General features: G+C 61.1%; 8 protein-coding genes and 1 pseudogene. All 9 read left to right on the forward strand.

The window, feature by feature from the left end:
- Window positions 1-337 precede the first annotated feature (337 nt).
- The 9 genes and pseudogenes from ACPTTC_RS20245 (at window position 338) to ACPTTC_RS20285 (ending at window position 13,909) form a co-directional block, all read left to right on the forward strand.
- A complete protein-coding gene (locus tag ACPTTC_RS20245) occupies window positions 338-4,975 on the forward strand; it encodes an RHS repeat-associated core domain-containing protein (RefSeq protein WP_423393637.1) in 4,638 nt (1,545 codons plus the stop codon).
- 7 nt (window positions 4,976-4,982) lie between these two features.
- Window positions 4,983-5,669, forward strand: a complete 687-nt coding sequence (locus tag ACPTTC_RS20250; protein WP_423393638.1) for an Imm43 family immunity protein — start codon at window positions 4,983-4,985, stop codon at window positions 5,667-5,669.
- 225 nt (window positions 5,670-5,894) lie between these two features.
- Entirely contained in the window at window positions 5,895-6,473 is a 579-nt protein-coding gene (locus ACPTTC_RS20255) for a hypothetical protein (RefSeq protein WP_423393639.1), read from the forward strand.
- Between the two features lie 726 nt (window positions 6,474-7,199).
- Window positions 7,200-7,730: an imm11 family protein gene (locus tag ACPTTC_RS20260; RefSeq protein WP_423393640.1), complete on the forward strand. Its 531-nt coding sequence runs from the start codon at window positions 7,200-7,202 to the stop codon at window positions 7,728-7,730.
- A 331-nt stretch (window positions 7,731-8,061) separates the two neighbouring features.
- A complete protein-coding gene (locus ACPTTC_RS20265; protein WP_423393641.1) occupies window positions 8,062-9,489 on the forward strand; it encodes an MFS transporter in 1,428 nt (475 codons plus the stop codon).
- A 388-nt stretch (window positions 9,490-9,877) separates the two neighbouring features.
- Window positions 9,878-11,197 carry a hypothetical protein gene (locus tag ACPTTC_RS20270; protein ID WP_423393642.1) on the forward strand — a complete coding sequence of 440 codons (1,320 nt, stop codon included), beginning with the start codon at window positions 9,878-9,880 and terminating at the stop codon, window positions 11,195-11,197.
- Between the two features lie 3 nt (window positions 11,198-11,200).
- Window positions 11,201-11,548: pseudogene (locus tag ACPTTC_RS20275) on the forward strand (nucleoside hydrolase); the annotation flags it as partial.
- A 17-nt stretch (window positions 11,549-11,565) separates the two neighbouring features.
- A complete protein-coding gene (locus ACPTTC_RS20280; RefSeq protein WP_423393643.1) occupies window positions 11,566-11,844 on the forward strand; it encodes a hypothetical protein in 279 nt (92 codons plus the stop codon).
- Window positions 11,845-11,998: 154 nt separating this feature from the next.
- Complete coding sequence (locus ACPTTC_RS20285) at window positions 11,999-13,909, forward strand: WG repeat-containing protein (RefSeq protein ID WP_423393644.1); 1,911 nt, start codon at window positions 11,999-12,001, stop codon at window positions 13,907-13,909.
- The last annotated feature ends 40 nt before the right edge of the window (window positions 13,910-13,949 follow it).

The following is a 13,949-nucleotide window of genomic DNA, read 5'->3' on the forward strand; positions in this document are numbered from 1 at the left end:
CGTGTGGGGGCGGCGGGCCACGATCTGGCGGCTTGTGCCCGGTCTGCCGGGCTTGCGTTGATCGTGCCCCGCTGGAAAGGTCGCGGTTCGTGGTACTCGGTGACGCTGATCGGCCGGATAGATGGTTACCGAATTTACATACCATTCGGGGCAAGTCGCGCCAAAAAATAGGGCGCGATAGCCCGTTATAGGTGCGGGGTCGGGCGCCGTGACCTTTCATTTTCCAGTCGTCCATTCGTCGGTACAATGCCGCGGTTCGCTGGCATGACGTCCAATATATGAACCGGGGACGGCTTCCGCGAGCCGAAAAACGAACAACGAAAAGAATCCTGAGAGCATGGCAGATCAAAAACTCCCGCCGGGCGCGGAATATGAGCAGGCCACCCCGTGGCTGACCGATGTGCATCCGGACGACGTCGTGGCGTCCGGCGAAGGCTTCAACGCGTGGCTGATCAGCGTGACGAACGGCTACGTGAACGTCGACCGGCTGGCGACGGTGGCCAGCATGATTCCGGTCCTCAACAACCTCATGGCGCTGGCCGATGCGCTCACCGACATCGTCTCGATCATCCGCAAGCGTGGCGGTGAGCTGCTCGACTATCTCGGACTGGCGATCAACCTGATCGGCGTGATTCCGTTTCCACCGGTACTGGCGCCGATGCGCCTCACGGCTCGGCCGCTGCTGGCGCTGATCCGCAATCAGCTTCTGATTCACAAGCGCGACATCGGGGCCGCGATCGTGTCGATCGTCGTCACGCACGTGCAGGCGTCGTTTTCGACCGAGGTCGAGGACTTCCTGACGAAGCTGCAGGCCGTGGTCAACGACCTGATCGATCACTGCGCGGCGAAAGCGCAGGAGATCTTCACGGGTCTGGCCGACGGCATCGACGCGGTGGTGGCGGGCAAACTGTTCGATCCGACGAAGAACGAACAGGAAGCCGCCGAATACCGGCAGTTGATGAAGAAGAGCGGATGGCTCAGCACGGACCAGGTAAAGGGGGCGTGGGGTTACCTGTCCGAGTCCCTGGTGGCGAAGGGCAAGCGCAACGTCAACTCCGTCGGCAGCACGGCGGCCGGGCTCGTTCCCGAGGAGTACGTCGCGCCGATTCGCTCGATTGCGGTGTCGTTGCGCACGTTGGCGCCGGTGGTGGTCGCCAAGATCAACGAACTGAAGGGCAGCGACGAAGGCAAGCTGATGTGGCTGCTGCTGAAGCTGATCAATGCGCTGCGGCACAAGCGTGAAGCGATGCGGGCCGCGTCGATCAAGTCGCAGGGCACGACGGAAGCAGAGGCCCGGCGGGCGCAGGTGCCGATTGCCGCGACGAAGAAGGAGGCGAAAGCGAAGGGTGCCGGCGTCGACCACTGCGAAGAGTGCGGGCTCGGCGCGTCGGGCGGTTCGATCAGCTATTCGTTCGGCGACGAGACGTTTTCCCATGCCGATTTTGAATTGCCGGGTGCGATGCCCGTCGTGTGGATGCGGGTCTATCGGTCCCGGCTGGCCGGATACGATGACGGCGAGCTGGGGGCGCGCTGGCTGTCGCCGTACATGACGCGTATCGATGTTCGGGGCGGCAAGTGGATCTACAGCGATTCAACGGGCCGCAACATCGAATATCCGGCGCTCGCGGCAGGTGCCGTTCACGACGACCGCGTGGAAGGCGTAACGCTGAGCCGGCTCGACGACACGTGGGTGACTGTCGCGTACGGTCACGATTTGCTTCACGTCTACGAGAAGCGCGGCGATTCGTTCCGCCTCGCATTGCAGAAGGACCGCGCGGGAAATACGATCGCGCTCGATTACGACGACGCGAATCGACTGGCGCGGCTCGTCAGCTCGGCCGGGCATACGCTCGCGTTTCGTCACGACAGCCGCGGGCGCATCGCAACGATCGAGCAGATCATCGACGCGAATACGCGCACGACACTCGCGCAGTACCAATACGACGAGCACAGCGATCTGGTTCGGGCAACTGATCGTTACGGTAACGCGCGTCAGTATGCGTACCATCGCCATCTTATTACCCGCTACACGGATCGCACGGGCCGCGGCATGAACCTCGAGTGGGAGGGAGCCGAGCGCGACGACAATACGAATGCAAAGTGCGTGCGTGAATATGCCGATGACGGCAGTCACGACATTCGCCTAATGTGGCATCCGAACATCCGGTTGACCTATGTGACCGACGCGCTGGGCAACGTCACGCGGTACTACTACAACATCCGCGGGTACATGTACCGGATCGCGTATCCGGATGGGACCGAGGAGTGGATGCGGCGCGACCAGGACAACAACCTGGTGATGCACGTTCATCGCGACGGCGGCATCGAGGAGATGGACTACGACGCGCGCGGGAACCTGACGAAGCATTATCGCGTCGACGGGGCGGTTGTCGCGATGGAATACGACGACAAGGATCAGCTCGTTCGACTCAAGGACCCTGAAGGGTATGTGTGGGAACGTTCGTACGATGACGCGGGCAATCTGGTGGGGCAGAAGGATCCGCTCGGGCATGAGACGAAGTACGTGTACAACGCCAGCGGAATGCCGATCAAGACGATCGATGCCAAGGGCGGTGCGACTTCGCTCGTCTACGATGACGCCGGGCAGTTGCTGCAATACACCGACTGCTCCGGCAAGGTGACGAAGTGGAAATACGATGGCGACGGCAGACTTGCGCAGTCGATCGACGCCGCGGGTCATGCCACGGTCTACCAGTACGGCAAGCATGGCGGGTTGAGCGAGATCTCGTCGGCGGCAGGTACCGTTCGATTCACGCATGATGCAGAAGGCCGGTTGCTGTCCCAAACCGATCCGATGGAGCGCGTCACGCGCTATTCGTACGACGTGGCGGGGCGTGTGGCAAGCCGCGTCGATGCGCTCGGCTTTACGCTTTCATATCGCTATGACCGTCTCGGTCGCTTGACTGCATTGACCGACGCAAATCGCGCGACCTATCAGTTTCACTACGATTCTGCGGGGCGCTTGCTGGAGGAGATCGGTTTCGACGGCAAGCGGACGACGTACAGCTACGACGAGGGCACGCTGCAGCCGGTTAAGATCGACGAGGCCGGGCAGGTGACGGAACTTGAATTCGATCAGGCTGGCCGGATCGCACGCCGGATCTCGGGTGCCAGCGAGGAGCGGTTTGCGTACGACGCGAGCGGTCGGCTCATCGAGGCGCGCAACAGTCACAGCCGGATGCAGATGTTCTTCGATCCGGTCGGTAATCTGATTCGCGAGCATCACGCCTACCGGCTGTTTGGCGAATCGCGCAGCTACGTGTGGCATCACGAATACGATGAAATCGGCACGCGGATCAAGACCGTTCGACCCGATGGGCATGTGCTGGATTGGTTGACCTACGGCTCCGGTCACGTGCATGGGCTCGTGCTCGATGGCGAGGAGCGAATCCAGTTCGAGCGTGACGATCTGCACCGTGAAACGGGGCGGACGCTGTCGAGCAAGTTGGCGCAGCAAACGCAATACGATCCGGCCGGCCGGATTACCCGGCAGTCCGTTCGGCGATCAAATGCACCGGCAGCGCTGGCCGAGCGTCGCTATCGGTACGATGCCGTTGGACAACTCGAACATATCGAGGACAGCCGGAAGGGGTTGATCAGTTATCGCTATGACCCGATCGGCCGCCTCATTGCGGCGATCGGGCCGCTCGGCGCGGAGCATTTTGCGTTCGACCCGGCGAGCAATATCGTTGATCAAGGCAGTCCCAGGCACGCGCGTACGCCGGGGCTGGCGAAGGCGAGTCCCGTGGTGCCGGACAGCGTGGACAGCACGTTGCCGCCGGAAGTGCCGAAGGTGCTCGGCAATCTGTTGAAGGAATACGCCGGCACGCACTTCGAATACGATGCGCGCGGGAATTTGATCGGGAAGCGTTCGCCGACGGGTAGGCAGCAATACGAGTGGGATGGATTCAACCGGTTGAGAATCGCGCGCGTCGAGGAGTCTGAGCGGCGGCATGAGGCTCGGTATTTCTACGATCCTTTCGGGCGCCGGATCGGAAAGGACGTCGACGGTGTGCGGACGGTGTTCGGCTGGGATGGTGATCAGCTTGCTTATGAAAGCAGCGAGGGCGGTGCGACGCAGTACGTATACGAGCCTAAATCGTTCGCCCCGCTTGCCCAATATGTGACGGCTCAGCCGGTCGCGGGGATTGAGACGCCGGTGTGGAGCGATGGCGAGCCGTATGTGCCGGAGAACGATCCGCTGCAACGTGTGCCGGAACGGCAGTCGGACGCGCATTTGTTCTACTACCACTGTGACCAGATCGGTACGCCGTTGCTGATGACGGACGAGATCGGCGAGGTAGTGTGGGAGGCGTCGTATCGGGCCTGGGGTGAAGCACGGGAGGTGATTGCGCGGGTATCGCAGCGGGCGGGCATCGCGCCGAGGAACCCGATTCGGTTTCAGGGGCAGCAGGAGGATGCGGAGACGGGGCTGAGGTATAACCGGAATCGATACTATGATCAGGAGACGGGGCGGTTCATCAGCGAGGATCCGATTGGCCTTGCAGGTGGCATCAACCTATTCCAATATGCACCCAATCCTATCCAGTGGACCGACTCCCGGGGACTATGTAGTTCTACTTTGAATTACAACCTTGGTGGGGTGACTGGCGATCACATGCAGGCGCATCATTTGATTCCGGAAGAAATATGGGGGAAGCATCAGACATTTTTCGACGACATTGGAATGAAAGGAAAGCGCGACTCGAAAGAGAATGGTTTGCTCATGCCTGATAGTGAGCAAAAGGCTAAATCGATGAAGCGAAAGTTTTATCATTGTGGTTCGCATGCAATATATTCGGCTGGAATTAATTTGCAGGTCGATCGTATCGAGTCCGCTTTCAAGCGTGGTGCTATTGATGCGACACAGGCGCGCGATAAAATTTCTCAGCTGCAAAATGCAAGTCGGGTTTTGTTAATGTCGCCGGGGGCGAGCCCGGTTCGCTTAAATTGAGGTTTATATGTCGAACTATTACGCATTGCTCGAAAAAAAAGAGCGCGGTTGTCCGGTTGGTGCAATGCAGGGCGTCGTTTACGATAAGTTTGTTGAAAATGTGCTTGCTGTCAATTATGGAGAGAAGCCTTGGTACGACTATCGGGATTTTTCAGGGGAAATATTTTCGGGCGAAATGTTTCTGATATCTCGTGACAAGCTAATTTCTTATGATATTAGGTCGAGTGGGGCCAATTCAAGGTTTCACATTGTCAGTCAGGGATTTTTGGAGATTCTGAATGATTTCTCTGTTCCCATTCGGGAAGAGCGGCCTATAGCTATCGTTGATTCGAAGGGGCGAGATATTTCGGAGAAGAAATATCATATAATATCATTTGGATCCGATGTCTATAAAGAGGATGTGCTGGAGAAATCTTCGATAATTGGATTGAATGAATTTGGGGATTGTTTTGTGGTTGATAAGATCAAATTTAAGGATGGGGTAGGGTTTGATTTTTTTAAAGTGAAAAATTTGGATTTGGCGCAAAATGCAATCTTTTGTTCCGAGGAATTTGCAAGGGAAGCGATAAAAAGGAAGGTTGTTGCTGGTGTCGAATTCAGAGGGGTTGACGAGATTGATTGGGCGTCGGCGTCTCCGGATAATCTTCTTGGTTTTTTGGCAGATGAAAGTGAGCCTTTGCTTTTCATTCAGTAATTCTTGCTTTATGGAATCGCGGATGCGATGTGTGTCGATTATCTGGAGAATTCGACGGCATCGATTGAGGATTTGTTGATTGGCAAGCTTGTCCAACAGGCCAAGTGGCGGTGAATACCTAAATAGTTTGAAAGAAAGCCATCGATGAAACGATCAGAATGCCACCTCCGGTCGTCTGATAGATCGGCAAGCGATGATGAACCAAGCGTCGAAGAGGGAAGCGCGATGTCCGATGAAACCGAATCACTGGATCTGATTCGTGGCGTCGTAGGCCAGTCCGCTCAAGGTCGACAGCCCGGGCCTGAGGATTTCCCCCAGAACGTCCAAATTAACGGAGGACTCTGGGAATGGATTGTGTCGTTGAACGGGGGAGACCTATCAGTTCCGTGGTCTGCTGAAGACCTAAAGTTGTACGGAACACCACAGTCCATCGCACAGGTACAAATCGGGTACAGCGTTGACGCTCAGGGAAAACCGCTCCCTGACTGGCACGCCTCATGGTTCGTCGTCGGCCAACTTAGCGGGGATCCGATCATTGCCATGCAGGGCGATTCAAATTGCAGCGTGCTGTTTGCTCGACATGGATCGGGAAAATGGAGCCCACAAGAACTTGCCTCGACGCCTGAACAGTTCGTGAAATCTATCAAGATATGGTGTGATTTGTTCGTCGTTGAATTCGGTAAAAAAATCTACAACGCTGATTTCTCTATTCGAACTGACTTCCTTGCACGACTCGGACAAGGCCTCGGTCTGATTCTTTCGGAGTCGCAAAGAGCGACATTTATGCGTATGGTCGACGAGTAGTTCTGAATTTTGGAAATTATTAAGAAAACTGATTGTCATTTTGTGCGGCTTGGTGATGGGGCACCCTGATCATGACCCTCATTGCACCCTGACAGACGGTGGTGATGTGGTGCAAATTTCAATCACGGTAACCAAGAATACGCAAAAAAGACAACTCATTACTCTTCCGTGGATGAAGCCTTTAAGGAAAATCCGACGAAAGTTGCGGATTGGTGGTATATCAAATGCTCTGAGGTCCACCTGGCTAGGTTCGGGCTCCAGTTCTTCGATGATGTCGATGACCCTGGTCATTGCAGGCGATCTTCGTTTCTCGGAAAAATGGTGCACTTTTCGTCGTAACGATCGACGATTCGAATGCAGAAGCGGCGAACCACCCTCTTATTGCGCTTGCAGGCTTTGACCTTCAATCTCAAGCCAACAAAAACTATCTCCCAGAGGACTAGAGCCTTCATCCGACTCGTTCGATCCACAATTGGCGCCATCCGAACAATGTAAGCACGGACTTGGCCAGGCAAATGAGTGATGCTGTGACAACAGGAAAGCAGCAGGGCTGGAGCCACGCACAATATAACGAGGCTTTGCGCGGAATCGTAGCGCGAGAACGGATCGAGCTGAAAGCGGGGAACCGGATGCTCAACAAGAGCCATCGACCGTGGGCGTGTCCAAACTGAGCGAGGAAGTATGACGAAAATCTGGACCACTGAGGCGGACTATCCGGAAAGTCGGATGGCACTCTACGACGAGGCAAGAAATGAGGTGGATCGTTTCGAGTTACAGGCGGCAAAGCGCCTCGTAAGCCCGGTTCCCTTGTTATTCGAGCTTCCCAAAAAGGGACTGTCAAAGATTCGAGACTATGGCGTCATCTGGTCAGACATCTTGATTCCGCTAGTAAGTGAAGCGGTGCGTGTTGCGATTGAAGAACTGGTGAATGACGACGATGTTCAGTTCATCCCGGCAGATATTAGATCGAGCGGAGAGGCTATTGATGGCTCGTACTTCCTTCTCAACCCGACGAGGAAGGTTGACGTGGTTGATCACGACGCCTCCGAGCCGATAGTGGTGAAAGTGTCGGGATTTCCTGACGCCAAGGTCGGCTTCAAAAAGATGGTCTTGCGCCCCGAGTTTCCAGCCAATGGCATTGGTCGGCAATACGACTCCCCAACATACATTATCGTCGGGGATCAACTGGCTGATGCTGTACTGCGTGCGACGAAGAAAGGAGTCAGATTCACTACTGGTATCCCACCTGCCGGTTGATGCCAAACTGACCGGCCATGCCTGGAGCAGCAACTCGCTGACCTGCTCCGAGGATTTTCGCGACGAGGCTGACAGGCGTGGCATCAAGGGAGTCGAATTTCCGGATGCGGAGAGCGCAGATTGGCCGGCGGTCAAGCCTGTTTGACGTAGTGCCCCGTTCGCCAGCGATAGTGGAACTGGCCGGACCACAGCCGTTCCGGTGCGCCTGTCGCCCGACCGCTCATCAGCCGGTTGATGTGCTCAGGCCCACGCCTCGCTAAAATGCGCGAAGCCGCTCTCCAACGCCCCACTGGTAGCGCCAAGACAATCAAGAATCCGGAGACTTGCCACCATGGCATCCACCCAGCCCGACCCGCTCGTCGCAGCGGGCGCCGCCCGCCCTGCGGCGATCGACCCCGGCTCCATCTCGGCCCGGCTCGACCGCCTGCCGCCCACCCGCACCGTCTGGAAACTCGTCGTCCTGCTGAGCCTCGGCTTCTTCTTCGAACTCTACGACCTGCTCTATAGCGGCTACGTCGCCCCTGGCCTCGTGAAAAGCGGAATCCTCTCCGCGACGACGCACGGCCTGTTCGGCACCACGGGCGTCGCGAGCTTCATCGCGGCGCTGTTCTCGGGGCTCTTCATCGGCACGATCGCGTGCGGCTTCCTCGCCGACCGCTTCGGCCGCCGCGCGATCTTCACGTGGTCGCTGCTGTGGTACACGGCGGCCAACGTCGTGATGGCGTTCCAGGACACCGCCGCCGGACTGAACTTCTGGCGCTTCGTCGTCGGGCTCGGTCTCGGCGTCGAGATGGTGACGATCGGCACGTACATCTCCGAGCTCGTGCCGAAGCAGATCCGCGGCCGTGCATTCGCGTGCGAGCAGGCGGTCGGGTTCGTCGCGGTGCCGGTGGTCGCGTTCCTCGCATACCTGCTCGTGCCGCATGCCCCGTTCGGCCTCGATGGCTGGCGCTGGGTCGTGCTGATCGGTGCGCACGGCGCGCTGTTCGTGTGGTGGATCCGCCGCGAACTGCCGGAAAGCCCGCGCTGGCTCGCGCAGCAGGGCCGGGTCGACGAAGCCGATCGCATCATGCGCACGCTCGAGGCGAAGGTCGAAGCCGAATACGGCCGGCCGCTGCCGCCGCTCGCGCCCGCCGAGCCGGTGCCGCCGCGCGGCAGCTTCCGCGACATGTGGGTGCAGCCGTATCGCAGCCGCACGATCATGATGACGATCTTCAACGTGTTCCAGACGGTCGGTTTCTACGGCTTCGCGAACTGGGTGCCGACGCTGCTGATCAAGCAGGGCATCACGATCACGTCGAGCCTGATGTATTCGAGCGTGATCGCACTCGCCGCGCCGATCGGCCCGCTGATCGGCCTGGTGATCGCCGACCGCTTCGAGCGCAAGTCGGTGATCGTCGCGATGGCGGCGGCGATCGTCGTCTGCGGGCTGCTGTTCAGCCAGACGACGGTGGGCGCGTTCCTGATCGTGCTCGGCATCGGCCTCACGCTCGCCAGCAACATCATGTCGTACAGCTTCCACGCGTATCAGGCCGAACTGTTCCCGACGTCGATTCGCGCACGGGCCGTCGGCTTCGTCTATTCGTGGAGCCGCTTTTCGGCGATCTTCTCGTCGTTCGTGATCGCGGCCGTGCTGAAGGGTTTCGGCACCTTCGGCGTGTTCGCGTTCATTGCGGGCGCGATGGTGATCGTGATGGCGGCGATCGGGCTCATGGGGCCGCGCACGAAGGGCATTGCGCTCGAAACCATCTCGAAGTGATCGGTGGTCGCGCACGCATGTCGCATGGTTCGTGCGGCATGCGTGCGATGCGATGGTGATTGCATCGCGCGTACGGCGTGTACCGCGTATCGGAAATGATCCGGCATACGAATCGATTTGAAGATGCGGTCGTGCCTTGGTGAAGCACACGGCTCCCTGTATCGATCTCGAGCGCCCAACGCACAAGCCTGCCACGCAATGAAACGGCGAGCGGAAACGAGTTGAAACAAAGCGTGACGAAGCGCAAAACCGCGCCGTTCCCCCCTGCCGATTCTTGCGCGGACGCGTAAAATGAAGGGCCTGACGACTCATTAGCCGCCATCGGGCCGGTCGCGTTGCAACAGCGAACGGCTCCACCGCGAAGAGGCGTCGGCGCCGGGCGCATACGATGCGCCGGATGTGTCGATGGCTCGCGCGGAAGCTGCGCCGCTCGCAACAGCAGCATGCGGCGGCCGGATCGGCCGATGGCTTCGAACGTATGATGCTTTTCAGCCAAGCGCGGCGATTTGCGAAGCCGCGTTGTCTTGCTCGTGTTGCCGCTGCGTGTTTCTGGCTCGTTGCGGCACTGCCGATCTCCGTGCTTGTCGCGCGGCCAGCCTTTGCGGCGTCCGACGCACCGTTGCCCGCTGCTACGTCATCCTCATCAGTCGAGTCGCCCGCATCGGCGGCTTCTCGCGCGCATGCTGCTTCGTCAGCGCGTGCATCGTCGGGTGCGTCGGCGGCCCAGCCCGCGCCTGCGGCATCACACGCACATCCTGCGGAGCCTGCCAGTCCGGCATCGGGCGCATCGGCGCCCTCCGCAGCTTCTGCTGCTTCCGCCGCATCCGCCGCCACACCTGCATCGGCCGCGTCCGCCACGCCCGCCAGCGAGGCAGAGGCACCCGCGCCGACACCGCCGCGCCAGCATCCCCCCTTGTCGGCAGAAGAGGCAAAAAATGCGACGGCACGCGCGGTCGACATGCGCAAGCGCTTCACACAGGAAGTCACGCGGCGCCTGAACGTGCCTGCAAGCGAGCAGCGCGCGTACGGCGAGCGGCTCCAGAAGGCGCTCGCCGAAGCGGACCTCGGCAACCTGGCGGGCGAATACATCGCGATGGTCGACCGCTCACCGAACGTACAGGCGTTGTTCATCTACTTCCGCGCGACGCCGGCCAACGCGTGGATGATGATCGGCGCGTCACCGGTCGGCACCGGGCTGCCGGGCCAGTACGACCATTTCCTGACGCCGCTCGGCGTGTTCCATCACTCGCCGGACAACATGGATTTCCGCGCGGAGGGCACGACGAACGAGAACGGCATTCGCGGCTACGGCCGCCGCGACATGCGCATCTACGACTTCGGCTGGGTGGACGGCGAGCGCGGCTGGGGCAAGGGCGGCGTGTCGCCGATGCGCTTCCAGATGCATGCGACCGATCCCGATCGCCTCGAATCGCTGCTGGGCATACGGCACTCGAAAGGGTGCGTGCGGATTCCCGCGTCGTTGAACACGTTCTTTGACCGTCATGGCCTGCTCGACGACGATTACCAGGCGCGCGTCGAGGCCGGCAAGTCGCTGTGGGTGTTGCGTCGCGACCGCGACATCACGCCGATCGCGGGCCGCTACCTGGTCGTGATCGACAGCGCACGCAAGACGCGGCCGGCGTGGTCGCCGTTGCCGGGGCGCAAGGCGTGGTCGAAGGTGCCGAAGGGCGGCGACACGGCGGACTGACCGCCGATCACGCCGGCGCACGTCGCGCCGTTCCGTGCGCTCGGCAACCGCTGCGGCGCGATCGTCGCCGACATCATGGATGCGGAACTGGCCTACAACAAGAAGCGGCGCGGCGTCGAAGACGCGCCGATGTACGACCCGACCGCGCTCGGCTATCTCGTCGATCCGACGCTGTTCGGTGGACGCAGGGTGAACATGATGGTCGAGACGACCGGGCGGTGGACGCTTGGCGAGATGGTCGTCGACTGGAACGGGCGCAGCGGCCGAGCGGCGAATTCGACGTGGATCAACGAGGTCGACGCGGACCGCATCTACGCGACGCTCGTCGAGCGCATCGCAACGCTGCCCTGAACGCGGGCAGTCACGCGATGCGCGGCTTCGTCGATCTCGATGATCGGAATGTTCACCCCATGCTTCGTGCGCGGTGTGCCGCACGCGTCACGCTGGACGCTTGCGCTGAGCAGTGCGAGCAGTTCATCCGCGCCGATCGTTGGCGCACCTTCCTGCATCTTGATGCGCGCGTGCCGAAACAGCTCGGCGACGCCCGGCAAGTCACCGGTGTCCGGCAGTTCCGCCTAGCGGTAGAGCGGGTTCGCGATCTCGACTGCGCTGTGGGTCACGCGGGCGCCACCGTCGTTGAACGATGACGACGATGGTGCGCGGCGCGCGGCGGCTCTGCTTCGTCCGGGTGGATTAATCTGGCGCGGGGCGCGGTACCAGCAACTGCCTTCGACATCGCGCGCTCCTATAATGAGCGCCGACACGAAAACAGCAACAACAAAGACGAGGGCGACCCTTCCGATGGGCAATCGATCATGGCTGTATCTCCAGGCCGGTGACGGCGACGACGCGCGAACGATCGCGCTCGCGGAATCCAACAATCACTTTCCGCTGCTGTGGCGCGTGCTGCTCGCCGATGGCGGCGCGAGCGATGCGATTACCGATCAGCGCGTGTTCGGCGATGCCGGCACGCCGAATCTCGCCAGCGACGCGCGTGCGGCGCATGCGCGACTCAGCCGGCTCGCGTCGTTCGTCGTCGCGTATCCGCTGCCCGGTGACGATCCGGCGCTCGCGCGTCAGTTCGATGCGCTCGTGCGTCATCTCGGCGAATCGATCGACGCGCTCGGCGATGCGCACGGCGCACCGCGGTTTTCCGCGAATCTCGACGAGTTGTCGTGGTTCGACGGCGGCGATCCGAACGACTACATCGACCAGGAACGCGATGCCTGCACGCGCCTGTGGTGGCGGGTCGCGAACTGCATGGACTTTCGCGACGTGCACGGCGTGCGCGATGCGCTCGAGATCGATACGCCACCCGACTGGCGCGACTGGGCGTGGGGCTTCGGGTTCGGCTGCATGTTGCATCACTATTTCGTCCGTCAGGAGCCGCCGCGCGGTGTGATGTTTGCCGAGATGTTCGATGCCGGCGAGGTGCACGGCAACTGGCTCGGCCACGGCACGTTCAGCTTTCGCGTACGCAACGGCCTGTGGGGCGTGCGGCGTGAAACCGACGACGCGTGGCGCGTGATCGTGCCGCCCGAGTGGACGAGCCTGTGGACGAGCGGCGCGCGCGACGGCCGGTTGCTGTGGGCCGCGCGCGACGGGAAGGTCGGCCTGCTGTTCGCCGATGGCGATGCCGATGGCGACGAGATGCGGATCGTGTGCGAACCGTCGTTCGACGCCGTGTGGGATTTCAGCGGCGACGTCGCATGCGTGCGCGTCGGCGAGCGGTTCGGACTCGTGCGCACGGACGGCACGTGGGCGCTCGAACCGTCGCTCGACGATTTCGGCGATTTCACCGGTGGGCTCGCATCCGCGAGCCTGGACGGCCGCTGGGGCTTCGTCGACACGCACGGTGCATGGGTGATTCCGCCGCGTTTCGACGATGCGCATGAATTCGAGAGCGGCACCGTCGCGGCGGTATCCGAAGGCGAGCGGTGGGGGCTGATCGGGCGCGACGGACAATGGCGCGCGCCGCCCGAGTGGGACGCGCTCGAATGGTCGTCCGAATGCGGTGCCTTCGTCGCGCAGCGCGATGGTCACGTCGGCCTCGTCGATGCGAAGGGCCGGGTCGTCGTCGAACCGCATTACGCGGAAGTCGCCAGGCTGACCGACGACGAACGGACGGACATGCTGACCGAGCTCGGCGCGATCCGCCACATCGTTCGGCGCGACGACGGGCGGTGCGCGATTGTCGACGGGCAGGGCCGCGTGCTGACACCGTTCGACTTCGTCAACATGGGGGCGCTGCCGTGGTTACCCGATGACGAAGCCGTACCGGGCGAACTGTTCACGCGTTACGCGATCGGCGTCCTGCCGGGCGAGCCGGTGCAACTCGCGGTCTGCGATCTCGAGACGGGCGCATCGGTCGCGCAGGGTCGTTACGACGACGTGGCCGGCCTGTTCTGGGGCGCCGATCACGGCTGGCTGGCCTGTGTGGAGAACGAGAGCGGCCACGACGTGCGGGCGACGGTGCTTCGCGCGGACGGTACCGTGCTGCATCCGGCGCGTTATACGCGGATCGGCGACGATGCGCTGTTCGACGACGATCGCAACGCCGGCGCCGGACACGCGATGCTGATGCCGTGGTTCGTCCGCCGTGTCGCGGTCGCGCAGAACTGGAGCCTGGGCGAACCGGTGGCCGCATTGCGCGACGACGGCGTGCCCGTATGGCTGTACGCGGACGGGCACGCGACGACGACGCGTCGATAGGCCGGACTGCTGTCGTGCATGCCGGCATGGCCCGCCGGCA

Origin of the sequence: Burkholderia mycopellens (assembly GCF_964265025.1) — a bacterium.
In the GTDB taxonomy this organism is placed as follows: domain Bacteria; phylum Pseudomonadota; class Gammaproteobacteria; order Burkholderiales; family Burkholderiaceae; genus Burkholderia.

Coding starts and splice junctions, on each gene's coding strand:
- ACPTTC_RS20245 (WP_423393637.1), top strand. CDS start 338: ATGGCAGATCAAAAACTCCCGCCGGGCGCGGAATATGAGCAGGCCACC.
- ACPTTC_RS20250 (WP_423393638.1), top strand. CDS start 4,983: ATGTCGAACTATTACGCATTGCTCGAAAAAAAAGAGCGCGGTTGTCCG.
- ACPTTC_RS20255 (WP_423393639.1), top strand. CDS start 5,895: ATGTCCGATGAAACCGAATCACTGGATCTGATTCGTGGCGTCGTAGGC.
- ACPTTC_RS20260 (WP_423393640.1), top strand. CDS start 7,200: ATGGCACTCTACGACGAGGCAAGAAATGAGGTGGATCGTTTCGAGTTA.
- ACPTTC_RS20265 (WP_423393641.1), top strand. CDS start 8,062: ATGGCATCCACCCAGCCCGACCCGCTCGTCGCAGCGGGCGCCGCCCGC.
- ACPTTC_RS20270 (WP_423393642.1), top strand. CDS start 9,878: ATGCGCCGGATGTGTCGATGGCTCGCGCGGAAGCTGCGCCGCTCGCAA.
- ACPTTC_RS20280 (WP_423393643.1), top strand. CDS start 11,566: ATGCGCGGCTTCGTCGATCTCGATGATCGGAATGTTCACCCCATGCTT.
- ACPTTC_RS20285 (WP_423393644.1), top strand. CDS start 11,999: ATGGGCAATCGATCATGGCTGTATCTCCAGGCCGGTGACGGCGACGAC.